The sequence below is a fragment of the Arthrobacter hankyongi genome (assembly GCF_022012395.1).
GTDB lineage: Bacteria > Actinomycetota > Actinomycetes > Actinomycetales > Micrococcaceae > Crystallibacter > Crystallibacter hankyongi.
This window is the reverse complement of sequence record NZ_JAKLTQ010000006.1, coordinates 1-24,840: the sequence shown is the minus strand read 5'-3', so window position 1 is coordinate 24,840 and position 24,840 is coordinate 1. Positions and strand designations below refer to the sequence as shown.

14 protein-coding genes are annotated in these 24,840 nt (G+C 65.8%); 4 read left to right on the top strand and 10 right to left on the bottom strand.

Translation table 11 applies throughout. The annotated features are described in order from the left end of the window. Positions 1 to 7 precede the first annotated feature (7 nt). Together LVY72_RS10055 and LVY72_RS10050 are read right to left on the bottom strand one after the other, a co-directional pair. Positions 8 to 1,294, bottom strand: coding sequence for a polysaccharide pyruvyl transferase family protein (locus LVY72_RS10055; protein WP_237820414.1), 1,287 nt, complete (start codon positions 1,292 to 1,294; stop codon positions 8 to 10). A gap of 201 nt (positions 1,295 to 1,495) precedes the next feature. Continuing rightward, positions 1,496 to 4,363, bottom strand: a complete 2,868-nt coding sequence (locus tag LVY72_RS10050; protein WP_237820412.1) for a GH25 family lysozyme — start codon at positions 4,361 to 4,363, stop codon at positions 1,496 to 1,498. 272 nt (positions 4,364 to 4,635) lie between these two features. On the opposite strand from LVY72_RS10050, the gene LVY72_RS10045 reads away from it, so the two are divergent. Beyond that, positions 4,636 to 4,989, top strand: a complete 354-nt coding sequence (locus LVY72_RS10045; protein ID WP_237820410.1) for a hypothetical protein — start codon at positions 4,636 to 4,638, stop codon at positions 4,987 to 4,989. Between the two features lie 2 nt (positions 4,990 to 4,991). Next, positions 4,992 to 6,845: a glycosyltransferase gene (locus LVY72_RS10040; protein ID WP_237820408.1), complete on the top strand. Its 1,854-nt coding sequence runs from the start codon at positions 4,992 to 4,994 to the stop codon at positions 6,843 to 6,845. Between the two features lie 3 nt (positions 6,846 to 6,848). Here the strand turns inward: LVY72_RS10040 and LVY72_RS10035 are convergent, their stop codons facing one another. The 4 genes from LVY72_RS10035 to LVY72_RS10020 form a co-directional block, all read right to left on the bottom strand. Then, a complete protein-coding gene (locus tag LVY72_RS10035) occupies positions 6,849 to 7,913 on the bottom strand; it encodes an acyltransferase family protein (protein WP_237820406.1) in 1,065 nt (354 codons plus the stop codon). A 13-nt stretch (positions 7,914 to 7,926) separates the two neighbouring features. Next, on the bottom strand, positions 7,927 to 9,951 hold the full coding sequence (locus tag LVY72_RS24655; RefSeq protein ID WP_237820404.1) for an acyltransferase family protein: 2,025 nt from the start codon (positions 9,949 to 9,951) through the stop codon (positions 7,927 to 7,929). A 178-nt stretch (positions 9,952 to 10,129) separates the two neighbouring features. After that, a complete protein-coding gene (locus LVY72_RS10025) occupies positions 10,130 to 11,767 on the bottom strand; it encodes a CotH kinase family protein (protein ID WP_237820402.1) in 1,638 nt (545 codons plus the stop codon). A gap of 295 nt (positions 11,768 to 12,062) precedes the next feature. Further along, the gene (locus tag LVY72_RS10020) at positions 12,063 to 13,259 is read right to left on the bottom strand and encodes a CDP-glycerol glycerophosphotransferase family protein (RefSeq protein WP_237820400.1); all 1,197 of its coding nucleotides are present in this window, start codon (positions 13,257 to 13,259) and stop codon (positions 12,063 to 12,065) included. An 85-nt stretch (positions 13,260 to 13,344) separates the two neighbouring features. On the opposite strand from LVY72_RS10020, the gene LVY72_RS10015 reads away from it, so the two are divergent. Continuing rightward, positions 13,345 to 14,892, top strand: coding sequence for a stealth family protein (locus LVY72_RS10015; protein WP_237820398.1), 1,548 nt, complete (start codon positions 13,345 to 13,347; stop codon positions 14,890 to 14,892). Further along, complete coding sequence (locus LVY72_RS10010; protein WP_237820396.1) at positions 14,889 to 18,374, top strand: CDP-glycerol glycerophosphotransferase family protein; 3,486 nt, start codon at positions 14,889 to 14,891, stop codon at positions 18,372 to 18,374. The genes LVY72_RS10015 and LVY72_RS10010 overlap by 4 nt, the downstream gene beginning before the upstream one ends. Positions 18,375 to 18,409: 35 nt before the next feature. Here LVY72_RS10010 and LVY72_RS10005 read toward each other — a convergent pair whose 3' ends face one another. The 4 genes from LVY72_RS10005 to LVY72_RS09990 all read right to left on the bottom strand — a co-directional run. Next, positions 18,410 to 19,441 (bottom strand): endonuclease/exonuclease/phosphatase family protein, encoded by a 1,032-nt coding sequence (locus LVY72_RS10005; RefSeq protein WP_237820394.1) that lies wholly within the window; start codon positions 19,439 to 19,441, stop codon positions 18,410 to 18,412. A 177-nt stretch (positions 19,442 to 19,618) separates the two neighbouring features. Then, a complete protein-coding gene (locus tag LVY72_RS10000; protein ID WP_237820392.1) occupies positions 19,619 to 22,558 on the bottom strand; it encodes a GH25 family lysozyme in 2,940 nt (979 codons plus the stop codon). 165 nt (positions 22,559 to 22,723) lie between these two features. Then, positions 22,724 to 24,067 (bottom strand): polysialyltransferase family glycosyltransferase, encoded by a 1,344-nt coding sequence (locus LVY72_RS09995; RefSeq protein WP_237820390.1) that lies wholly within the window; start codon positions 24,065 to 24,067, stop codon positions 22,724 to 22,726. Beyond that, a partial coding sequence (locus LVY72_RS09990; protein ID WP_237820388.1) for a glycosyltransferase family 2 protein occupies positions 24,064 to 24,840 on the bottom strand: 777 nt, incomplete at its 5' end. The genes LVY72_RS09995 and LVY72_RS09990, both read right to left, overlap by 4 nt.

The following is a 24,840-nucleotide window of genomic DNA, read 5'->3' as shown; positions in this document are numbered from 1 at the left end:
GGTGCCTCTAATTCAAATCGGTAACAGCGCCGGGAAACGAATCCTGCAGCGGGTCCAGGCTCACGGTGTCGGCCGGCCGCCTGGCCGTCTGGGCCAGCTTGACGAAGTCGGTGGTCGGGAGCTGCTCCGCGGCGACGACGGCCTCGGAAACCTCTTCGCGCTCGAGCACGCTGAAGAAGTCCTCGAACTTGAAGGTGTCGCCGAGCAGCGCATGGTCCCCGATCCGCAGCCAGGTCCACGGGACGCCGTAGGCGTGGGCGATGATGATCCCGTGCAGCGACGTCGAAATGCAGTGGCTGGCGCCGGCGATCTGGGCCACCACACGCTCCAGCCCGTTGCCGACGTTGACCAGGTTCAGCTGGGGGCCCTTGACCCCGGCGAAGTAGGCCTTGTGCGAATAGTGCGGCACGATGGCGATCTTGCCCGCCTTTTTCGACGGCGCCGGTTCCAGGAAGCGCGGCAGCAGCAGGGCCGGGTCCCCGTACACTTCGGGGACGTCCCAGCCCAGCTTGGTGGTGAGTTCGTGGCGGGTCAGCCGCCCGCGGACGGCATGGATGGCCGCCGGCTTGTTCGGCCCGATCCGCTCGGCCTTCTCCGTGCCCAGTTGGTTGATGATGCCGGAGCCCCACAGCTGGTGCCCGGGCACGTTCAGGTGGCCGACGACGGACCCTACGGTGAAGAGCGAAGGCTGCTGGGGCTCGGTCCATTTGCTGTTGACCACCGGGCTACCGGTCATGGCGCCGACCAGCCAGGGGCCGATGGTGTCGCCGAAGTTCGGCTTCAGGTCCCACCAATAGGTCAGCACGTGGCCGGCCGGGACCGGCTGGTGCGGATTGGCTTCGTTCGGCAGGGTACCCAGGAGGTTCGCCAACCACTGCATTTTGGTCAGCGTTTCCTGCACTATGCGCGGGCGCGCGCTGCGGGCGCCTGGCCACCGTGCCAGTACATGGCGTTCGCCCTTGTCACGGACCATCGGTGCCAGACCTACCAGCGAGCTGCGCAGTACGCGTTTGGACAAGGCGCCGCGTCCCAGGGCCGACAATTCCAGCTGGTCGGCCTTGACACGCAGGTCGAAGGCATAGGCCAAGGCCCCATCCGTAAAATCCAGGCACACGCAGGTTTCCGAGTGCCTTTTGACACTGACCAGGCCCGGCATCTGGGCAGCGCGCTGCCCCAGCCGGCTCTGCAGCGTCCGCAGCGGGTCCGGGTCCGTGATCCGTCCGTAGGCGCGGACCAGCCGTCGGGCCTGGCTGCGCAGGGCCGTAACAGCGGTTGGCGTGCCGGTAAATTGCATGGCGGTATCGTGCTGCCTTTCGCGCGTTGCGGTGCCGGCTGCAGGCCGCGGTGACAATCACGCCGGGCAGGGGTGAGCCGGTCCTTGGTCCAGCGGCCTCCGCGGAGGCCGCCTGTACTTGCCTCCGGCGGTGCGAAGGGCCGGAGGCAAGTACCCATCATATACTCGCTGCGCTGGCACAGGTCGCCATGCAGCCCACCGTCAAAGCTCGCCGGCAGCCTTGTATGGCCACAGGCCGCTGTGGACAAAGCGCGTGCCGGCAAAGAACCAGGCAGAGCCGTCCGGTTTGGTTGCCAGCAGGTCCACCTTGCTGTCTCCGTTGAACCTGCCCACCCCGAGAAGCCGGTTGTACTTGTCCCACCCGCTGGCGATCAGCCTCCGCTCGGCGGCGAACCAGCCGTTGGCTGTCGAGTAGGACTTGTAGCCAGCCAGCAGCCAGAGCGAACCGTCCCGCTTCCGCGCGACCAGGTCCATGGTGCCATCGCCGTTGTAGTCACCGGTGGCGGCCACCTTGTTATAGCTTCGCCAGCCGGACTCGATCCGGGACTTCTTGCCGGTTCGGCCGGTTCCGGTACCGGCAAAGAGGTAGACGGCGCCATTGCTCTGCACGGCGACCAGGTCCATTTTGCCGTCCCGGTTGACGTCGCCGGCCCCGGCCAGGTGGGTGAACTTGTTCCACCCGGCCGAGCCGATCCGGATCTTCGACCGGAACACCGGCTGGCCGGAGGAAGCCCGGCCGGTGCCGCGGAAGAGCCAGAGCGAGCCGCTCTTGCCGCGTGCCAACATGTCGTTCCGGCCGTCGCCGTTGTAATCGCCGACGCCGACCAGGAGGTTGAATTTGTTCCAGCCGCTCTTGCCGATCTTGACCCGGGCGCCGTAACCGCCATTGCCGTTGCCGGGGGCAAACCACAAGGAGCCGCTGGACTTGCGGGCGAGCAGGTCCGGATCCCCGTCGCGGTTCAAATCGCCGGCGGCGATGACCAGGTCGTAGGAGTCCCAGACGGACTGGCCGGCGCGCACCCGGGGTTTCATCCCCGTGGAGTCCTTCATCTGGGAGCCACGGAAGAACCCGAGATCGCCGTTGGGAAGGGTGGTCACGAGGTCAGGCTTGCGGTCCCGGTTGTTGTCGCCAAGGCCGAGGATCTGGGTGAACTTGTCCCAGCCACCGGAGGCCACCCGCTTGGCGGTGCTGAAGGTGCCGTTCAGCTTGGCCGTCCGGGTGTTCCGCAGCACCCACAGGGAACCGTCGGACCCCCGGCCCAGGACGTCCGCCTTACCGTCCCCGCTGAAATCGCCGGGAGCGGCCAGCTGGTTGTAGCCGCTCCAGCCGGAGGCGACCTTGGTCTTCGCCCCGAAACTGCCGGTGCCGAGGCCGGGGAAGACCCAGACCGTCCCATCCGAGAGCGTGCCCAGCAAATCGCGCTTGCCGTCCCCGGTCAGGTCGCCCGGAACCAGCAGCGAACGGTACTTGGCCCAGCCCGTGGCGGAGATCTCGACGCCCTTTTTCAGCGTGGCGGTGGAGGTGCCGGCCATGAACCACAGCGAACCATCGGTGTTCCGGGCCAGGACGTCGGGGCGCTTGTCCCCGTTCAGGTCCCCGGCACCGATGATGGCGTTGTACTTCTGCCAGCCGCTGCCGATCTTGCGTTCCTTGCCGAAGCCGCCCTTGCCGTTGCCGGGGTAGAGCCACATCGATCCGTCCTTGCGGCGGGACAGCAGGTCCCCGTTGCCGTCCCCGGTCAGGTCCCCGGGCGTAGCATTGCGCAGCTTGCGGTCGTACATGCCGGCGAAATTCTTCAGATCGGTCCAGCTGCCGCGCCAGACGTTGGAGTCGCCCACGAACGGGCCGGAGGAGCTGTACTGCCAGATGTCCCAGCTGGTCCAGCCGGCCGGCAGCGGGGCCGGGGAAGCGACCCCGTACTCGGCAATGTGGAGCGGATGGTCCCGGAACGCCGTGCTGTTGCCGGTGCACTGGTTCCACCAGCCGGCGGTGGTGTAGATGGCGGGGTAGCGGCCGATGCGGGACTTGATGGTGTTGGAGAAGTCCCGGATCCAGGACACCATCTTTGTGGCGCTCATGTTGTAGCAGGTGTTGCCCAGCTTCTTGTACGGGTTGTACTCAATGTCCAGCAGCGGGGGCAGGGTCTTGCCGTCGGCAGACCAGGCGCCGCCGTTTTTGAGCAGGTAGTCCGCCTGTTCCTTCCCCGAGGAGACGCTGGGGATGGCGAAGTGGTAGGCGCCGCGGATCATCCCCTGCTTGTAGGAGCCGGTGTACTGCTGGTCAAAGTACGGATTCAGGTACGTGGTGGCCTCGGTGGCTTTCACATACGCGAACCGGGCCCCGTAGTTCCATTCACTTTGCCAATCCACCGTTTCCTGATGGCTGCTGACGTCGATGCCCTGGATGCCGTTTGGCCGCCATTTTGTGCGGTTCGCCGCCGGAACCCCGGCCACCGGCTGCACGGCGGCGGTCCGGTCGATGGACAGCGCATCCGCTTCCGGTGCCAGTTCCTGCTGCAGGTCCTGTCCGAGTTTCTCCTGTTCGTCCGGCTGTGCCATTTCCTTGCGCAGTTCAAGACCGTGCCCCATCTGGGCGCCGTCCTCACCCTGCAGGGCCTTCATCAGGCCGTCGAGCTGATCCTGAGTGAGTTTGTCAACGTCAACCTCGGCGGCCGGATCCAGCAGGGCTTCCATGGTTTCGCCGGCTGGCTCTTCCGCGGCGGGTTCCGGTTCCGTAGCGGGCGGATCGGCGGACGGCTCCGGTGTCCCGGCCTCGGTCGGAACGGCGGTGGGTTCCGCAATGTTTGTACCGGTTGGTTCGAGCGTCGGTTCGGCGGCGGGCTGGGCTGGAGGTGCTTCGGTCGCTCCGGTGGGGATGGTGCCGTCAGCGGGTTCGCCCAACGGGCTTTCCACAGCGTTGCCCGGCTTAGGCTCGGCGGCTCCGGCCGCCGGCGGAGCCATCAGCAACACGGAAGAGGCCAGCACCAGCGTGGTCAGGGCCGAGACGGTCCTGGCTGGAATCCTGCGGGATGAAGGGGGGCCGGCGGACAGCGGATTGCGTTTACTCATAAAGCTTCTCCCAGGTTTCCCTGCCGTGCGGCATGGCACTTCGGCAGGAAAATGGCTGATCAGGGGCGAATGATGGCTTCACCTTAACAAAGGATTCCCGCCATGTGAGTCCCCGGCGCGGTGTTGTGCCGGATTTGTATAAAGGTTTTACAAACCCGGCCGGAACCGACTCCTGCGGCACCGGTTGCGGCGGCGCCAGATCGGCGGAGGACAGGGATTCCCTGAAGCGGCAGGAACGTGCAAGCATACAGGCGGGGAGAAGGGGGAAATCAATGGCTGCAGGTTTCAAGCTCAGCCGCGTCAGTCTGCGGGCCGATGGCTCCCTCGATGTGTCCGGAACGGCCGCCGCGGTGCCGGACAGCCGCCCGGCGGGCTTCCTGCTGGTGGGGCGGCAATCCGGCCAGGAGCGCCGGTATCCGGCCGCCGTCGTCACCGGCCCTGCGGGTCCGGTCGAAATTAGCTGCGTGATTCCGCTGGCAGACCTCCCATACCCGGCCGAGGACCTGGTGGACCTGTACTTCGTGTCCGGGCCGGACCGGCTCCGCGTCGGCTGGCAGCAGGTGCTGCAGTGGCTGCCGTATCCCACCAAGTTCGGCAATCTCAGCTTCAAGCGGAAGGGGGCCTGAGCATGGCTGCGGATCAGGGGCCCATGCTGCCGGCGGGCAGGTATTTCATGGTGCTCTGGGGTATCAGCGAGAGTTTCGGTGGCATGACCACCATGAGCCTGCATCGTGCCGGAGCCTTCCGCCAGCACGGCGGCCGGACTGCCGCCGTCCTGACCTTCGAATCCAAGCCCAGCTACGAAACGCTCCTCGAACGGCTTCGCAGCCAGGGCAAGATCGATCCGGCCGTCGAGGTACTCAATATTTTCCAGTACTACCGCAGTGCCGCGTCCGATGGCGGAGCGCCCGACGGCGGATCGGTGCCCGCGCCCGTTCCGGCGGACGCCGGGACCACCGGCGTGCCCGAAGTGGTGTTCGATCCCGAGGGCCGGGTCTTTATGCGCACCCTGATGCGTCCGGACGGCGAGACCATGGCGCTGCGGGTGTATTACCGCCAGGACGGCACGGAATACTTCCGCGACGAGTCCCCGGTGGACGCTGCGGGCCGCACGCTTGGCCGGTACCTGACGCTGCTGGACCGGGCCGGCCGGCCGGTCCGCCGGTGGCGGAAGGCCGGGGACTTCTACCGCCACTGGCTGCTGGAACTTACGGCTGCCGAGCAGACCGTCCTCGTAGTGGACAGCGCCGTGGCCGCCGGGGTGGTGGGGCCGCTGCAGGCGGAGCACCTCCTCAAGCTGGTGGTGGTCCATAACAGCCATATTGCCGCAGGCGGAGATCCGTTCCAAGGCAAGCTGGCCGGCACCCGGAAGGGCATCTTCGAGGGCAGCTGGGCCTGGGATGGCCTGGTTTTCCTGACCCGGCGGCAGCAGGCGGACTACGAGCAGCGTTTCGGTGCGGCCAACAACCTCTTCACGGTCTCCAACCCCAAGGCCCGCACCGCGGCGCTGCCGCCGTTCGAAGCCCGCCATCCCAACCGCGGCGTGATGGCGGCCCGGCTCGAGCCGCAGAAGAACCTGGCCGAGGCGGTCGCCATCATGGCGCTGGTCAGCCGCCGGTTGCCCGATGCGGTGCTGGACATCTACGGCACCGGATCGCAGCGTGAGGCGCTGCAGGAGATGATTGACGACGCGGGCTTGGCCGGCGTCGTCAGACTGCGCGGACACGCGCCGAATGCCGCGGCCGAGTTCGAAACCGCCAGGTTCTCCCTGCTCACCAGCCGCTTCGAGGGCCAGCCGCTGGCGCTGATGGAAAGCCTGGGCCGGGGCTGCCCCCCGGTCGCCTACAACATTCGCTACGGCCCGGACGATGTGGTCGAAAACGGCCGCAACGGCTTCCTCGTGGCTGCCGGGGACCAGGAAGCAGCGGCGGACCGCGTGGTGCGGCTCTGCACCGATGACCAGCTGGCCCGCAGCCTGGGCCAGGCCGCCTGGGTAAGCAGTGGCAGGTTTTCCGACGCCGCCGTGACCGCGCAATGGGCGCGGGTAGTGGAGCAGGCGTGGCTGCAGGCTCCGGAGCGGCTGGCGGTGCCTGGTCTGGACTTCACGCTCGCCGAACTGAGCTTCGAAGCCGACGGCGGATTCCGCATCCTTGGCGACCTCACCTGGCAGCCGGGCTCAGGGCCGCCGGCCGAGCAGTACCTCGAGGCGAACCTGGTGATCGGGCGGCGGACTTCCGGGCCACCGGAATTTCTTTCTGCCCAGGTGGTGCAGCGGCAGCCCGGCGGCCTGCGGATCAGCGCCGGAGCCGACGGCGGGCAGCTGGGATACGCGGTGTCTATGGACAACCATGAGCTGGACATCTTCCTGCAGGTGCACGGCCGCAACGTGCTGCGCACTTTCCGGATCGGCTTCCCGGGTCCGGCGCCGTCTTGGCGGCCCTATGCGACGATCCACGGCTCGCTGAGCCTGAAACACGCCTGAGCCTCAAGCGCCCCGGGGACGCACCGCGGCCCGGATTAGGTTGTGCGGTTCCACCAGTACCTGCGCTATGAACCGGACCGGCCGGCTGACCGCCGCGACACAGAACAGCACGGATGCGGCGAGGAACACCAGCGTGCGGGCCGTGGGCTGGCCCAGCTGTACCAGCGAGGACGCTCCGACGATGGTCAGCAGCGGCAGGTGGAGCAGGTACGGATACATGGTGTGCCGGCCTGCCTCGGCTGTCCGGCTGCCCAGGCGCGATGGGGCTCCCGGGCTGCCGGGCAGCACGAGCATGAACCCGGCAGCCATCGCCGTGCCCACCACCAAGACCACCAGGCGGACCAGCATGCCCTCGAGACTGCCCAGGCCGAGTTCCTCATAGCCTGCGTCACCCAGGAATGGCTGGCGCCAGAAGTCCCTGCCCTGGACCGCTACGACCACCGCTCCGGAGGCCAGCACCGCCGCCCCGGCCAACCGCGTCGGCCACAGGCCGCGCCAGGCAGCCACACGTTCCACGATCCACGGCCCGGCTAGGAACAAGGGCAGGAAGACCAGGATCCGGGACAGCGAGAGGAATCCGCCAATGTCCGGGCTCAGTCCCGCCGCCAGGGCCAGGACCACGGCGATCGGCACTGCGCCGGGCAGCCCCCGGAACCACGGCCCGGCCAGCCGCCACGCCGCCAGCGCCACCAGGAACCAGAGGCCGAAGGTCTGCTCGGCAAACTTCCAGCTGGGGAGGGTGCCTTCGAACGTGTAGTTCACCGCGAAGGCCACCAGTTGGAACAAGAGGCAGGGGAGCAGCAGCTGCCACCAGATTTTCGCCAGGTTCCGGCCGCTGGCCTCGATGCGCCTGGCACCCCAGCCAGCCAGCAGGATCAGGACGGGGATGTGGAACATGTAGACGTAGTTGGACACCATGACGGCCAAGAGGCTGCTGCCGCGCAGCAGGCCAACTGCGTGGCCGGCCACTACCAGGACAATGGCAGCCCAGCGGGCCTGGTCGATCCAGGTCTGGCGGACGCGTCCCGCGGGCGGAGCCCCGCGCAGGCGGTTGATGTCCTGTCTCATCACCGGGTCCGCGCTACCTTGTTCCGGGGCGGGCAGCCGAGAGGGCCTTGTCGATCGGCTTGGCTAGGTACGGGGCCAGCGACGAGGCGTAGGTGGCGGTGATGTGGGAACCATCGCGGTAGGCGACCACCGAGCCGATTGCCGCCGGGCAGACGCCACCGGTGCAGAAATACTTGTCCAGATCCACCCGGCTGATGCCCGGCAGGGACACCTTACGGGCCGCCTCGTCCAGCGGGTCCATCCAATGCCAGCTGGACGGCGTCCCGGCGCAGGCGGCGGGGTTGCCGGAATGCGCGGCCAGGCAGTCTGGAATGTTGCTGATCCTGCTGCCTGGATAGGGTGGGTCCTTGATCACCAGCACGCGGGTGCCCGCCTTGGCCCACTGCTTCAAATAGGAGGCGTAACCGGCGACGGCGGGTATCCGGGTGGTGCCCCAGCTTTCGCCCTGCACCGGGACGGACTGCCGTTCGGAGGTGATGACCAGGTCGAACTTGCCGCCGTTGGTCTGTTCCATGACCCAGTCCCCGTAGTCCAGGCAGTTCTGCGTCCTAGCTTCGGTACCCAGCTCCAGCGGGGCATTGGTGACGTTGCACCGGGAGACCAGGAAGGTGCTGATGGTCCATCCGTGGCGCCGAGCCAGGGCCTGCAGGGCAGGCAGCCAGTGTCCGGCGTGGGAATTCCCCACCAGGGCGATCCGGACGGGCCCGTTGCCGTAGGTGCAGACCGGCCGGTCCAGGAAGTCGTCCTCCGCCCAGCAGCCGTCCCGGTAGGCGTCCGGCAGGTCCTTTTTGGCCAGTGCCGGTTCCGGGACGAGCTCGGCCTTCGGATCCGGCGGGCACTGTTTGAATCCCTGTGCTGCCGCCGCTGCACCGATGCAGGGCTTGCGGCTCTGCGTCACGGCCGCCAGCTGGCTGGCCGCCAGCTGCTGGCGATAGCCGACCTCCACCAATTGGGCGCCGCCCAGCAGGACCACCACGGCCATGCCGGCGGCGGCGAAACGGTAGCTGGGCAGCAGCCGGGCCGACGGCAGGGACAGCCGGAACCTGTCTTCCACATAGGTTTTCGTCAAGGCCGAAAGCACCAGCGTCAGGGCCAGGACGGCCAGCTGGCTCGGCAGCCCCGGGCCGAACAGCCCGGGCAGCAGCACTAGGAGCGGCCAATGCCACAGGTAGATCGAATAGGACGCATCCCCGAGCCACTGTACCGGCCGCAGCCGCAGGATGCCGGTGGGAGAGTACGTCCGGCTGGTGCCGGCCAGGACCACCAGCGCGGTACCCAGTACCGGCAACAGGGCCGCATAGCCGGGGAAGGGCGTCCGGGCGGAGTAGCCGCTCCCCGCCAGCAGGATGGCCGCCATGCCCGTCCAGGCAAGCACCGCCGTCGCCGGCTGCGGCAGGCGGGTGGCGGCCAACGGCGCAAGGGTGGCCACGAAGCCTCCTGCGGCCAGTTCCCAGATCCGCGTTGGAGTAATGAAATAGGCGCTCGCCGGCTCGACCGCGGTAGCCAAGACGGAGAAGGCAAGGGAAACAGCAATCACCCCCGCCACCGTCCAGCGCAGCGCCACCGCCGGACGGTGCCGCCGTTTGCGGGCCACCGCGAAGAGCGCCAGCAGCAACACCGGCCAGCCCAGGTAGAACTGCTCTTCCACGGACAGGGACCAGAAGTGCTGGACGGGCGTGGGGGCATTGTCGCTGGCCAGATAGTCCACCGAACTACCGGCCAGCAGCCAGTTCTGCACGTACAGCGCCGAGCCGACGATCTGCCGGGCGTTGTCCTCCCACTGGGTGGACGGGGTCAGCACCCTCGAGCCCACCGCCGTCGCGGCGAGGACAACGAAAGCTGCCGGCAACAGCCGGCGGATGCGCCGGGCCCAGAACTGGAGCAGGTCCCGTCCCGTCCGCGGCTGCCTGCCGAGCAGATGCGCCGTCATCAGGTAGCCGGAGATGACAAAGAAGACATCCACACCCACGAACCCACCGGTCAGCGCGCCCGGCCAGAGATGGTAGGCCACCACCATGGACACGGCGAGCGCGCGCACGCCTTGGATGTCCTGCCGGAAGCCGGCCGCGCGGGGCGTGTTGCCGGAATCCTGTTCGGCTCCGGTCCGGAGTGTTGGCTGATCTGTCGTGGTGGCTCCTGACGAAGGTCACTGCCCAGGTTCGGTGTGCCGGTCAGTCTACTCGCCGCTCCCCACCGGAAACAGGGAGCCGTGCCGGCTACCTGTACTGGCTGTTCATCCAGCTGATCCGGCTCTTTTGCCAACTGCGCAGGTAGCTGACTTCCTTCGACCAGGAGCCCTTGACGATGTGGTAGTCGCGGAGCTTCTCCTTGACGTTCCACAGCTTGAAGTTTGCCGCGGCGGATTTCGAAATCAGCTTGCTTTGGCTGGTCAGGTAGGAATCACTCTTCTTCAGCTCGGCGTGAACCTGCGTCCAGCGCTTGCTGACCGCCTTCCGGAAACCGGGATCGTCATTCAGTCGGTTGAACCAGGTGTCCGCAGACTGCCGTGCGGCGATCTTTAGCGGATCGCGGAGGTACCAGGTGTTCGTGGTTTCCAGCTTTCCACCCCGGTCGGCGTTCCCAGCGGAAATATCAAAGTCCCACAACGGCCCGAAATACAGCTTCCCATCGGCTTTCTTGTACATGTAGACGCTGGCATACATGTTGCCGTCGAGGGGCTTCATGAGTTCCATGGCGATGTAATAGTCGACGGCGGAGGGCAGGCTGATGTATTTTCGCCAGCCTTCGGTGGAGGACTTGAAGTTTTTGCCGAACAGCGCCTTGTCCGCGGCATCAAGATATCCGTCGATGTATTTGATCTGCGCCGCTGTGATGCCCTTTCCGGTATCCTTGCCGGCTTCGTCATAATCGTTTTCGGGTTCCTTAATGCCCACATAGCCGTGTTTGCCGACCGTCACGTTGTGGTCGGCACCCTTGCGGAAATCCCACTCGAGGACGTAGCCGCCGGTCTTGTTGCCGGAGCTCGAATCCAGTTCCGGCACGCTGACCCGGACCGCATCCCCCGGCTTCTTCTTGGCCGGATCGGTGACTGCAATCCGCTCTATCAGCAGGTACGAACCGCGGTAGGAACCGTTGATGTAGAGATCCACCGGCTGGGATTTGGGGGTCCAGGCCAGCTTCGTCATCTTCGAGCCGATGAAGCCGGCGAGCGAGTTGCGCAGCAGCGACTTGTCGTAGTGGTTCGCCACCAGAGCCCATTTCTTGCTGGCGCCCATCCCGCACAGATCAACCTTCTTGTCGAGTTTGACCGTGTATGACTTCTTATCGAAGGTCCATGACGAGTTGCCCCGCCCCTTGGCCGCCGCCAACTGCGACGGGACAGCAGCGCAGCCGGCCCCGGTCTTAATGGCAAACCGGCCTTCGAAGTAGCGGCTGCGGGTGCTGATCGATGTGCCCTCGTTGGTGTTGAGGTACACCACGGGAAGCCCGGTCTTCTTGGTGGCGGTCTTGACCGCGTAATTAACAGTGCCGGAGACCGCTTCGGTGCTGCCGGTGCCGCTCACCGCACGGTACTCGTGCTTGACCTCCAGCGGATTGGAGATGCTAAGGGTCGCCTTGCCACTGGCATCCTGGGTGCCAGTGGCAACCGTCTTCCAAGTCGAGGACGTCACTTCAGTGGTCATGGAGGTGACGATCGTTTTCACTTGCAGTTTGACAGCCTGGCCCGAAACTGCCGGAGTGAACTGAGTGGTCGCCTGGGCTTCGGTCCCCGGTCCGCCGTCGGCAATGACCAACGTTGCGGTAGCCGCGCTGGCCTGCGGCAGCGAGGGCGGCAAAACCACCAAACCGAGCGACAAAGAAACTATTGCAGCAGCCGAAAACAGCCTTTTCATGATTCCCCCGAATCAGTCTGCAGCCCCAGATGCGATATTGCCCGTACCCTACCCTTCGGGCTGCGATGGGACAACACCTCGCGTTGACTCATAGACAACCTCCGCGTATGGGGTGGTGTCCGGACCGGGGTCCCCGCTGCGGTTATGCCCATTTTCATGGAGCTGACAATTGCGTAGAGACAAGCAGTGACGAATAAGGAGGCACTGGCCTATAAGAGCGCATCAGGCCCGCCGTCAACCGGGTCTGGAACGCCTGATCCCCCAGAGTCCCTTCCATGAGGCAACAGGGAGAGCCTCAGCCGGCTTGCAGCACCTGCTCCACCGCCGAGGCGAAGCGCCGGCTTGCGGCCCCGGGCGCGGTGTCGCCGAAATGGTGTTCCACAAGGGCCCGCTGCGCCTCCGGTACGGGCCGGGCCAACATCCCTGCGAGGATGCCGGGGACGTCCCCGGCATCCTCCGCATCCAGCAGTGGGACGACGGCGGTGACGCCGCTATTTTGGATTTCGGCTTCCGGATCCACCGGCCGGGTAACCAGCAAAGGTTTGGCGTACGGCAGCCAATCCATAGCCACCGCCGAAATATCACAAATGCACACGTCCGCTTCAGCCATGGCGGTGGCGACGTCGGGGCGCTTGTCCAGAAGATGCCCGGCTCCGGGATCCTGCTGCTGCGCTTTCCTCATCAGGGCGTTGATTTCATGCACCGCGGCCCTGTGTGCGCCTAGGCGCACGCCGGTGCGCGGATGAGGCCGGAAGATAAGCCGGTACCGCGGGTCGGCCAGCAGGGCCTTGGTCAGGGCGATGCCGTGGCTAGCCGCCGAACCGTAGGACATTGCCGGCCGGTCCCCTTCCCAAGTGGGTGCATACAGTACGGTCGCCCGGCTGCCGTCGTAGGGACGGGCGTCCCGCACCGGAATGTCCAGTTGAGGCCGGCCGACCTCTACCAGCTTTGCTGGGTCCATCCGGTGCAAGTTTCCAAGGATGCGTTCGCGGGAGGCGGTTCCCGCGATGAAGGCGTAGTCGTAGGCCTTGAGTTGGTTGGACGCCATCGAGATCTTGTCGCTTTCACCGTGGCTCAGGTGCACGTGGACTGGGCTGGCCAGGCGCAGGACGGTGAAATTGTCCCGGTTGTTGTTCACATAGAACACCAGCCTGACGCCGTGGGAGTTCATGAAGTTCTCCACCTGCCCAATGCCGGTGGTCAGGAACACCGGCAGCGGGGAATCCGGTAGCAGCGCGGCCGCCGTCGTCGGCCGGTGCACCAGCACAGCGACCGGATGCGTTTGGGCGAGCTCCGCCAATGGCTGCAGCCACTGGCGGACCTGATAGGCGCTGGCGGCGCCGTCGGCGAAGTAGACCACGCAGTCGAACCGGTCCGGGGCACCGGCGTTGGCGGCGGCGAGCCGGGCCCGAACCCGGCGCTCCAGCAGCGTGCCGGCGGCACGATCGCGGACCAGCTCCAAGGAGCGGCGGGTGGTGGCGGCAAAGGTCAAGGGGTTTTCCTGCTTTCCGTGGGACTAATTACCAGCCTAGTATTCCTGCAGAGGGAGTACCGGACTGAGCAGGGGATGGAGGCGCATGATCGCTGAGGTGCGGGGGTGGGCCGCGCGCACGCTTCCGAGGCCCATGGTCCGGACCCTGTTCAACCTGGCGTACGGAAGGACGGGAATGCAGCGCGGCCTGAAGAAGGCCGTGGACCACACGCGGCTGCGGGTTCAGCACACCGGTCTCACTGAGGGCGAGGCCGCCGTATCGGTGGCGGGGGGATTGCTGCCGGCACGTTCCGTGCCACGGTTCAGCGCGGCGCAGGCCATCGTGGACAATCGGGCATTGGTAGCGGGAGCCCTCGAGGCCGCAGGCATTGCCTTCCGGGACGAGACGCTGCCTGGCGGAGCGCCCACCTTGGGCATCGCCCCGGAGCGGCTGCAGCAGGCGGTGGAGGCGGTGGCGCAGGCCGCCGAAGGCAGGGCCGTCTACCTGCTGTCCAGCGCCGGGGACGGCCCGCACCCTGTCGCGGATGCCAAACCGGTGCCGGACGCGCCGCTAACCTTCTTCGAGGCCTTGGAGGCCGGCGGGCTGGTCCTGGCCGACCAACGCCACGGTTGCGTCGTGAGCCCGGCCGCAGGCCCCGGCCGGAGCCTGCCCTGGTATTCGGACGTCACCTTTCCCATCGATGCCGTCTACACCTGGGTGGATGGCACGGATCCGGCCTGGGCCGCACGGAAGGCCGAAGCGTGGCGGCAGGCGGTCGCCGCAGGAGCCGGCGGCAGCCGGTACAGCGAATACTCCGCAAACGACGCCCGCTTCCGGTCCCATGACGAGCTGCGCTTCTCGCTGCGCTCGCTGGACTATTTCGCCCCGTGGATCAACCACGTCTACCTGGTCACGGCCGGGCAAATCCCGGACTGGCTGGACCGGGACAACCCGCGGATCACACTGGTGCACCATCGGGAGATCTTCGCGGACCCCGGGGTGCTTCCCACCTTCAACTCACACGCTATCGAAGCCCAACTGCATCGCATTCGTGGCCTGAGCGAGCATTTTCTCTATTTGAATGATGATGTCTTCTTCGGTCGCCATGTGGACCCGGAGCTGTTCTTCCTGGGAAACGGCCTGACCAGGATGTATCTGTCCAGTAAAACGGTGGACTTCGGGCCGGACAATCCGGCGGACCTCCCGGTGGACAGCGCGGTCCGCCGGAACCGCGCGTTGCTCGAGCAGGCTTTCGGCCGGACGATCGCCTACAAATTCCAGCATGTGGCGCACCCGGAACGGGTGAGCACCCTGGCCGGGATCGAACGGCAGTTCCCGGAGCAGATCCGCGCGACGACGTCGGCGAAGTTCCGCACTCCCGAGGACATCTCGGTGGCCTCGGCGCTGGCACACTATTACGGCTACCTGTCCGGCACCACGGTGCCGGGACGACTGAGCTACCGCTATTGCGACATTTCCCAGCCCTCCGCGCAGGGTAAGCTTCTGCGGCTGCTCCGGGACCGCAACGCAGACGTTTTCTGCCTCAACGAGGTGGACAGTTCGGGGCTTGATCCTGAGGACCTGGACCGGATGGTGCAGGACTTCCTCACCGAGTATTTCCCGGTGCCAAGCTCTTTCGAGGTACAGGCATGACAGCGGCTCCTTCCCCGCGTAGCCTGCTGCTTGCGGCCCGCCGGCGCGCTGAGCGGATCCTGGACCCCGATGCGAATGGTGCCCGGCGGGAATTGCACCGGTTGGCCGTCAGCCAGCAGGGCACACAGGTCTCGGTGCACCTGCGGTTGTCGGCGGCGCTGACTCCGGTGGCGGTTTGGATCAGGTCGGGGGAGGACCTCGTCCGCCTGGCCGGGCTGCACCCGGCGGCTCAGGGCACGATTCCGCCCCTGGTACAGGCCCGCGCCCCGGAACCGGGTGACGGGCATACCGGCGAGGAGTATTCCGCCGTGATCCGGCTAGAGGATTTTCCGGCGGTTGCCGTTCAGCCCGACGACGGCGGCGTGGGTGCCGTCCTGCCCATGTTGCTGGAAGTCAGGGCTGCGGCGGACCGGTTGCCGCGCTATGCCACGGACATCACGGCGGAGGACGGGGTATCCCGAGGCTTCGTACTCTTGGGCAGGTTCCGGCGCACCACCGTCGGGCCGCTGCGCCCGGTCACTGCGGGCACCGGTGCGGTCCTGGCACCGTATGTGAACCGACGAGGCTTCTTCCGGCTGGCGGTAGACCGTCCGCTGAAGCCCTACAACGCCATTTACGTGAAGCGCCTTTCCGTGGCCGGCGGCGTCGTCCGGCTCGCCGGGCGGCTGCGCACCCGCCACGGCGAGGCAGCCCGGGCCGAGCTGGTCCTGGTCGGCCGGCAGAGCGGCACCCGGTATACGGTGCCGGCGCGCGTGGTCCTGGACGACACCCTGACACAGCGCCATTTCGGCCTGCGCGAATACCGGCTTTCGGCCCGGCTGGAGCTGGCCGCGATGCCGGATGACGCCCTGGCCAGGGACGGAATCCTGGACGCCTGGCTGGAGGTCCACGACCGCGGGACAGACCAGCCGCACCGGGTGCGCATTGGCCGTACCCGGTATCTGGTCCGCAAGCTGACCCGGCCCGGCTGGCAGAACCGCGGCGAGCGGACCCTGTGCATCATCCCGTACTACACCTTCAAGGCGAAGAGGACGTCCTTTCACATCGAACTGTTGGACACCGCAGCATTCAGCTATCTGCAGGAGCACACCCGCGGCCGCCTGGCCCGGCGCCATCATGGCCGTCAACGGGCCGGCCGGCCGGTCTGGCTGGTAGGGGAGCAGCCCTACAAGGCCCAGGACACCGGTCTGGCCTTCTTCCGGTACCTGCGCAGCCACCATCCGGAGATCGAGGCCTACTACGTCATCGATCCGCACTCGCCCGAGGCCCGGAACCTGGAGGGTCTGGGCAATGTGCTCGCGTACCGGTCCAAGGAGCATGTCGAGGCCGCCCTCAGAGCCGAGCGGTTCATCGGCTCCCACCACCCGGATTTCCTGTACCCGACGCGGCTGCCGCAGTTCCGCCGGGCGGCGCGGGGTGTGAAGGTCTTCCTGCAGCACGGGGTGATGGGGACCAAGTGGATGGTGCCCAACTACGGCCGGAATTCCCCGGACTTCGAAACCGACCTATTCCTCGTCAGTTCGGACCGGGAGAAAGAGTACATCGTCAGCGACTTTGGCTACCCGCCGGAACAGGTCGCGGTCACCGGGCTGTCCCGCTTCGATACTCTCTTCGCCGGTGACGTGCCGGTCAAACCGAACCAGATCCTGGTCATCCCCACCTGGCGGGACTGGCTGCAGGATCCGGACCGCTTCGCCGAATCCGAATACCTGCGCGCCTGGACCGGCCTCCTGCAGGATCCCCGGCTCGCGGCCCTGGCCAAGGAGCACGGGGCCGAACTGGTCTTCTGCCTGCACCCGAACATGCAGCAGTTCCGCGCCTACTTCGACGGCGTTCCGGCCCGCGTTATCTCCCAAGGCGAGGTGGACGTGCAGCACCTGCTCAAGCAGAGCGCGTTGCTGGTCACAGACTATTCCAGCGTAGGGTTCGATTTCAGCTTCCTGGACAAACCGGTGCTCTACTATCAGTTCGACCGGGAGCGCTTCCTGGGCCCGGAAGGTTCGCACCTGGACCTGGATACGGAGTTGCCGGGCCGGATCGCCTTCGATCGAAACCGGCTGCTGGATCTGCTGCGGGAAGCGCTTGCGGCCGGCTGCACGATGCCGCCTGAATACCAGCGCCGGGCCCGCCGTTTCCTCAAATACAGGGACCGGGATAATTGCCGCCGCATTTTCGACGCGGTTCTTGGCGCCAGGCCGGCAGCATCGGGGCTGCGCGCCGGCACAGTGCCGGAGGTCGTGGAGATGGCCGGACGGCGCCTGCGTCGCTCGCGTTTCTACTTCCCGGCCATGCGCCGACTTTTCGGCGTAGTGTCCCGCACACCGGTGGACGAGAACCTGGTGGTCTTTGAAAGCGGGCTGGGCACCCAGTACGCGGACAGCCCGCGCTATCTCTACGAGCAACTGGTGCAGAGCGGGGACCAGCGCCGGAAGGTCTGGATCTACCATCGGAAGCTGCCCCGCCACGATCCGCGGACCAAGGTGGTGCGGCGGCTGTCACCTGGCTACTTCTGGTACCTGGCCCGGGCCAAGTACTGGGTGAACAACCAGAACTTCCCGTATTATCTGCGCCGCCGCCGCAATGGGGTGTTCATCCAGACCTGGCACGGGACACCGCTTAAGCGCATGCTGCATGACTTGGAGCAGTTCCACGGCCGGGACGAGGACTATTTGGGCCGGGTGAACCAGGCCGTCCGGCAATGGAGCGTGCTGCTCTCGCCCAGCTCATATGCCACCGGCGCCTTCCGCAGTGCGTTCGGCTACTCCGGCCCGGTGCTGGAAGAGGGGTATCCGCGCAATGACGTGCTGGCGCGGGGCCGGCAGGCCGAGGCCGGAAACATGATTCGGGAGCGGCTGGGTATTCCGCACGGCAAGCGGGTGGTGCTCTATGCGCCGACCTTCCGGGACGATCAGTCCGTGGGCACGGGCCGCTTTGGCTTTAAGCTGCCGCTGGACCTGGAGGACTTCCAGCGGCGCTTCGGAGCAGACACCGTGCTCCTGCTGCGCATGCATGTGCTGGTCGCCGGGCAGCTGGACATTCCCGAGGGTGCCGCCGGCTGCGTACGCGACGTCTCGGCCTATCCGGAGGTGCAGGAACTGCTGCTGGCCAGCGACGTGCTGGTCACCGACTATTCCTCGGTCCTGTTCGACTTCGCGATCCTGCGCCGGCCGATCGTTTTCTATGCCTACGACCTGGCGCACTACCGGAACACCCTGCGCGGCTTCTATCTCGACTACGGTTCGCAGTTGCCCGGACCGGTGGTCCAGACCCAGGACGAACTGTTCGAAGCCCTGGCCGATGCCGCCGCCCCGGATCCCGGGCGCGGACGACGGCTGGAGGAGTTTGCGGCGCGGTTCGCCCCGAAGGACGACGGCGGTGCCGCCCGCCGCATCGTGGACCTGCTGCTGCCGCCCCTTCCGCCGCGGCACCGGCCGGGCGCGGACGACGGCGGCACTTTGCCGCCGTCGTCGCCGCTGTCCTGAGGCACGGGCCACGGTAGCCGGAGCACGCCTCCGGGTCAGAACAGGACCGGCATGCGTGAGACGATGCGCGGCGGCCCCGGCGAATCCGGCACCGTCCCGGACCTGCCCTCCACCCGCATCGGCGGCGCGTCCTGTTTGCTGGCGGGCTTGGCGACGGTCAGGCCCGCCACCACGGGCATATGGTCGGACGAGCCGGTGTCAATCACCGTCGCCCAGCGTGCCACGATCGGCCCGCGGGTCAGGATGTAATCAATCCGCCGGTCCGGGTCATCGTAGGGGAAGGTCAGTTCCTCACCTTCGCCCAGATCGGCCATGATGTCGCGGAACTGGGTTTTGGCCAGCCCCACGACGCGTGAGGATGGCTGGGCGTTTAGGTCGCCGACGAGGATGGACGGCCTGCCGGACTGCGCGGTGATGGCCAGAATCTCCTTCATCTGAGACAGGCGCTGTTCCTTGCGCTGATTGTCCAAATGGGTGCTGTAGAAGCTGATTTTGGCGCCTTTGATGTCAATCACCGTTTCCAGCACGCTTCGCTGCTTGGTGGGGCGGTGCTTGTACTTGAGGTTGGTCAGCATGTGGTTCCGGGCGGTGAGGATCGGGAACTTGCTCAGTACCGCAACTCCGTGCAGGCCAGGCTGCCTGTGACCCTTCTGCGGCGGTGTCTTGCGGTTGAGCCCGAAGGCAAAATGCATATCGAGTCGTTTGGCGAGCCATTTGGCTTGGTCAACGAAGTCGCTCCGGGCCGAACGGTGGCGGTCCACCTCTTGGAGCCCGACGATCTGTGCCTTGGCGGATTCGATATCGTCGGCGACGCTTTCCAGATCGAGGTCGTCTTCCTCGTCCGTCCCGTGCCGGATATTGAAGGTCATCACCCGAACCTTAGTCCCGGCAGTGGCCCCGGTTCCGCCGCTGCCGCCTTGGGTCGAGCTATGGCGGCTGGGTGGGTCCGTGTCCCGGGGGAGACCGCCCGTGGCTGGCATGGATGGAAACAGGAGGCCAGCGACAAGCAGCAACACGGACAAAGCCGCCGTCGCCATCGACGGCAAAACCAACGTGCGTGCGCGCATGACCACACCCGCTTATCCCCAATAGCTGCTGGCTGGAACCGCGGTCCGTTTCCACGGCAGGCCGTGCAGATTGGAGCAAGTCTGGACCCGGGGGCGGGTGCTGTCAAGGAATCTTTGGCAACGGCTGACTGCAGAATTTTCCCAAGGAAGAAGGGCTAGTCAGCATTTCCATCGCCGCTACACGGAGCCTGCGGACAGGCTTGAAGTCAGGCCGCTGTTGCGGAAGGTGGTTCCCCGGTAAAGCCAGAGGCTGCCGGTGGGCTTGATACCCTGCAGGTCCGATTTCTTGTCGGCAGTGACATCGCCCGGTCCAAGGATCCGCGAGTAGTCATTCCAGCCACTGGCGGCAATCTGTTTCGAGCCATTGAACCACCGCTTGGCATAGGTGCTGCGCCCGGCCAACATCCACAGGCTGCCGTCCGCTTTGCGGGCGAGCACGTCCGGGATACCGTCACCGCTGAAGTCACCGGGGGCCACCAGCAAATTGAACTTCTGCCAGCCGCTGCCGATCTTGGTCCGCGCGGCCGGCCTGCCGTTGCCTTTGCCCGGGTATAGATACAGGGAGCCGTCCGGCTGGACGGCAAGCAGGTCGTTGCGTCCGTCCCGATTCGTGTCTCCGGCGCTGATGATGTGGGTGTAGCGGTTCCAGTTCTCCGCGCTGACCCAGATTCCCGGCTTATAGCCTTCGTCCTTGCTATTGATCTTCCCGGTGCCGGCGTAGAACCAGAGTGAACCGTCGCGATGGCGTGCGATCAGGTCGTTTTTGCCGTCGCCGTTGAAGTCCCGGACGCCGATGACCTGGTTGAAGACCTGCCAGCCGGTGCCGATCCGTACTGCCGTACCATAGCCGCCCTTGCCGTTGCCCGGCATGAACCAGAGCTGGCCGTTGGACTTACGGCCGATCATGTCCGCCTTGGCGTCGCCGTTGAAGTCGCCGGGAGTGATGACCAGATCGTAGGACTTCCACGAGGCGCCGGAGATGTATTCCCGGGCCTGCATGCCGGTGGCATCCTTCATCTGCGTGCCGGCGTAGAACCGCAGGGATTTGTCGGCGTTGATGGCCAGCAGGTCGTTCTTGCGGTCCCCATTGTTGTCCCAGATGCCCAGGACAGTGCTGTACGTCTGCCACCCGGACGTATCAACCCTCTGGGCGCCGGAGAACGCGGATCCGAGGCCAGTGGCCTTGCCGGTGCCCGGCATCAGCCACAGCGTTCCGTCGGTCTTGCGTCCCAGCACGTCTGCCTTGGCGTCGCCGTTGTAGTCCCGCGGCGCCACGAGCTCGCTGTATCCGGTCCAGCCGCTGGCAACCTGGCTGCGTGCGGCGAACTTGCCGGTGCCGAGGCCGGGGTAGAGATGAACGGCGCCGTCGGGTTGCTTGACGATCAGGTCCGCCTTGCCGTCGCTGTTGATATCTCCGGGGCCGATGATGCTGTCGAACTTGTTCCAGCCGCTGGAGCCCACTTTCACCCGCGTCGTGAACTTGCCCGTACCGGTGCCGGCATAGAACCAGAGCGACCCGTCAGTGTGCCGGGCCAGTAGGTCCGCCTTGTTGTCGCGGTTCAGGTCGCCGGTGCCGACCAGCAGGTTGTAGACCTGCCAGCCGGAGCCCAACTTCGACGGCGTTCCGAAGCCGCCCTTGCCGTTTCCGGGGTAAAGCCAGAGTGTCCCGTCGCTGCGGCGTGAGAGCAGGTCCCCGCGGCCGTCGCCGTTGAGGTCTCCGGCGGCTGCGTACCGTTGGGTGCTGTCCCCGGTAGCGGTCGCGGGTGGTTTCGGAGCGGTAGTCGGGGTGGACGTGGTGGTTACCGGCGAGCCCTTGGCGAAGGACTGCAATCCGGTCATCGATCCGTTCCAGATATTCGAGTCTCCAACGAATGGCCCGTTATCGCTGTACTGCCAGATGCTGTATATGGACCAGCTGGCGGGCAGCCGCTTCGGGCTGGTGACGCCGTACGAGGCCAGATGGAGTGGATAGTCAGTGAATGCCTTGCTGCTGCCGGTGCAGGTGTCCCACCAGTCCGCCGTGGTGTAGATCGCCGGCAGGCGCCCGGTGCGAGCCTTGATGGTGCTTGAGAAATCCTTGATCCAGGCCACCATCTGGCTCGGGCTCATGTTGTAGCAAGTCTGGCCGTAGGGGTTGTACTCGATGTCTAACAGCGGCGGCAGCGTCTTGCCGTCGGCGGACCAACCGCCGCCGTTGTTCACGAAAAAGTTGGCCTGCGTCCTGCCCGAGGAAAGGTTCGGCAGCGCGAAGTGGTACGCGCCGCGGATCATGCCCACGCTGTAGGACCCGTTGTACTGCCTGGCAAAGTAGGAATTCGTGTAGCCGGTACCTTCGGTGGCCTTCACATAGGCAAATCGCGCACCGTAGTTCCATTCGGTCTTCCAGTTCACAGTCAGGCCGGTTTTATCGTTTTCCTGCCAGCCGCTGACGTCCAAGCCTTGGATGCCATCGGGGCGCCAGCCGTTGCGGTTGACCAGCGGCAGGGCAGCTAACGGCTGCACTGCGCTGCTGCGTTCTATCGAGAGTACCTGGGGATCCGAGAGGACTTCCGGCTCGTCGCCCAGTTTCTCGGCAAGCTGTTGGGCCAGCTCGTCTTTGCGCTCGGGCTGGTCCAGTTCCTTGCGCAGGTCCCGGCCGTGGCCCATTTCCGCCCCGTTTTCGCCCTGGAGCACCTCGATGACGGTTTCGTGTTCTTCCTTGGTCAGTTCGTCGACCGGGAAGTCGGAATCGGAATCGAGCATGTTGTCGAGGGCATCGCGCCACAGCGCCGGGTCGCCCGGGTCGGTAACCGCGGGATCCGACGTCTTGCCCTTCCCGGCCGCGGGCGCTTTGGTGGACGGCTCCGCGGCAGGTTTGTCATTCGGGGCGGCAGGCGCCGATGCGGTCGGCTCCGGGTCCGCCGGCAGCTCGCTGCTGATAACCGGATCCTGCGGTGCTGTTTCTGCGGTCTTCGAACTGGCGTCGGCCGTACCTGTGGCAGTATCGGCGGCACCGGCTGGCGGCGCAAGGAGCACCGACGTCGCTGCCAAAGTCAGTGCTGCCAGCCCGCAGGCGAGCTTGGTCCCGTGCCGCTGGAAAGGGGCGAGGTGATGGAATAACGGGCGGGGCTCGCTCATGGGGCATCTCCGAACAACGCGGGAACAAGACGTTCACAAACGGACGGTTCACCCTAACACCAGAGTTAAACGTGTGACTAGAGTGACCAATGTTATTTGCCCACATAGTGGATTAACTGACCGAGGGCCGTCCATTAGGGACTATCGGCCCCGATTGCCCGACGGTTACCTGATCATCGTGGTGAGCAGCCTGCGGACAGCACTAGGACCTGACTTCGGCTTGCGGGGAACCCGCCGTTTGAGTCCGGACACAGGGGCACTGTCCAGAAGATCCAATTTGGCCAGGCGCAGCCGCTTGAAGTAGCGCATCTGTTTGGAACTCTCTGCGGCTGCTACGTACTCAGCTGCTGCCGGACGCAGTGCCCTTAGTGTCTCAGGCTGCATGCAATAGGAGACGGCTTCTACCAGCGGCTGGAGCTGGTGCAGTAGCGGTGTGTCGGGGAGCTCGGCTGCCGGCGCAGGGGTTCCGCGGGCAAATACCGCGTCGGCGATGGTGACCGGGATACGGTTGCTGTTCTGGTAGGGTGAGAGCCGCTCCAGCAGCAGCTCGGTTCCCACGGCGAGTGCTTCGATGCCGTAGACAAACCGGGCCGTGGCCAGCGCCGTCGAGAAACAGCTGATCACCATGTCAGGCTGCAGCTGTTCCATCAGCACTTCCGCCAACACAGGGGTGTCCAGAACCACCAGAGACACACGGTGCCGCGAGGCGGCCTGCTGCAGTGCCCGAGTGGCGCTGGGGCCGGCACTGGGGTGGGGCTTGAAGATGCACGTCCGGGCGCCGCGGGCTGCTGCCTTTGCCACCATTTTGCGGTGCAGTTGGTCTTCTTCGTCAGGGGTGAGGATGCCCAGATCAGACAGGTACTGGCCGAGGACCAGTGCCATAGACCCGTTCCGGTTGCGATGGATCGGGGGAAGCTCAGTGTTATCTGAGAGCTCCACGATACTTGCCTTTACGCGGGCGGCGTCGAAGGCGATCGCCTGCGGCTCGTGCTCGCGCAACAGCTGCGGCTGCAAGCCTGGAACGAGATCCAAATACAGAATGCCGTCGAGTCGGTCTGCTATCAGGGAGGGCAGGGGATTGCGGGTGGGGCCATAGCTCATCAATCCGTCCGAGTGGACCCAGACCGTGGCTGCATGGAATATCCGGCACAGAGCCAGCGCCGGGTCGACCTGGATTGACTCCACCACGAGCTGGAGTGGCGAATCGTCAATGTCCCAGTAACGCCTCAGCAGCCTTTCCCACATGGACAGCTCTTCGTCGCGGGGCTTGAACTGGCCGGGCCGGCGAGGCCAGATGAGTTCCGCCAGATCCACCACCCGGTCGAACCGGGAAGCCAGCGACTTGAATCCAAGGGAATCCTGGATCCGCTCGCCTAGTTCGGGCTGATGGACGCTGGCGGCTAGGACCAGAATCCGCTCGCCATTAGCCTCGGGGAAGCGGCCATCATCGATCATCGTGGCCAGACAAGCGCACTGGAACAGCGTCGAGGCGGCGACAAGCTGGGTCACTGAAGGACTCCTTCAGGCAGGGTCATGAGCATTCTCCGCCGTGCCGGATCGAGGGATCTGAGGCCCTGCTGATTAACATTGGCAGGAATGCGGCTCATAGTCATGGCGATACCAGTCTGGAGTTCGCTGCGCACGTCAGCTGTCATTCCGTTGGCACGCTTGAGGTGGTGGCAGGCCATTGCATAGAACTGCCGCGCAGCCTTGTGCCAAAACCGTTCCGCCTCGGTGTCGGCATTCACGAGGGAAAAGATCTCGAGGTAGCAGAGCAGGAAGTCCAGCTGGCGTTCGTCGAAGACCTGCGTCAGGGATGTACTGACGCCGCGGCGGTAGATTATGCCAGGTGCGTCAACAACGGCATAGGAGTCCGCATTGAGGTGGAGGTTCCAAGTCCAGAGCCTGTCCTCTGCCGTGCGGGCGCCGTCCATGAACTTGAGAAGGCCACTGTCCAACAAATTCCGGTCGAAGATTCCGGCCCATACAAAGGGGTAGTCCACCATTGTCGCGGCAGCGATGGGCATGATCCCTTCGCGCGGGTCCAGGGCCACGTCGCGCCGGCCTTGAGGCGCCCGGTGCATCGTGCGCACTCCGCGCGTGTGGCGGATGTGGTCGACGCGGAGGAAGTCCACGCCCAGCCGCTGGATTTCCCGGGCCAGCACCTCCAGGTGCCCGGGGACGTACCAGTCGTCCGGGTCGAGGAAGGTGATGTAGCGGCCGGTGGCCGCGTCCAGGCCCTGGTTCCGGGCAGCAGCGACCCCGTGGGCGCTCTTGTTGCG

Bases quoted from the DNA above. Each gene is read 5' to 3' on its own strand.
- LVY72_RS10000 (WP_237820392.1), bottom strand. From the start codon at position 22,558: ATGAGCGAGCCCCGCCCGTTATTCCATCACCTCGCCCCTTTCCAGCGG.
- LVY72_RS10015 (WP_237820398.1), top strand. From the start codon at position 13,345: ATGATCGCTGAGGTGCGGGGGTGGGCCGCGCGCACGCTTCCGAGGCCC.
- LVY72_RS10040 (WP_237820408.1), top strand. From the start codon at position 4,992: ATGGCTGCGGATCAGGGGCCCATGCTGCCGGCGGGCAGGTATTTCATG.
- LVY72_RS10025 (WP_237820402.1), bottom strand. From the start codon at position 11,767: ATGAAAAGGCTGTTTTCGGCTGCTGCAATAGTTTCTTTGTCGCTCGGT.
- LVY72_RS10005 (WP_237820394.1), bottom strand. From the start codon at position 19,441: ATGCGCGCACGCACGTTGGTTTTGCCGTCGATGGCGACGGCGGCTTTG.
- LVY72_RS10050 (WP_237820412.1), bottom strand. From the start codon at position 4,363: ATGAGTAAACGCAATCCGCTGTCCGCCGGCCCCCCTTCATCCCGCAGG.
- LVY72_RS10010 (WP_237820396.1), top strand. From the start codon at position 14,889: ATGACAGCGGCTCCTTCCCCGCGTAGCCTGCTGCTTGCGGCCCGCCGG.
- LVY72_RS10035 (WP_237820406.1), bottom strand. From the start codon at position 7,913: ATGAGACAGGACATCAACCGCCTGCGCGGGGCTCCGCCCGCGGGACGC.
- LVY72_RS10055 (WP_237820414.1), bottom strand. From the start codon at position 1,294: ATGCAATTTACCGGCACGCCAACCGCTGTTACGGCCCTGCGCAGCCAG.
- LVY72_RS10045 (WP_237820410.1), top strand. From the start codon at position 4,636: ATGGCTGCAGGTTTCAAGCTCAGCCGCGTCAGTCTGCGGGCCGATGGC.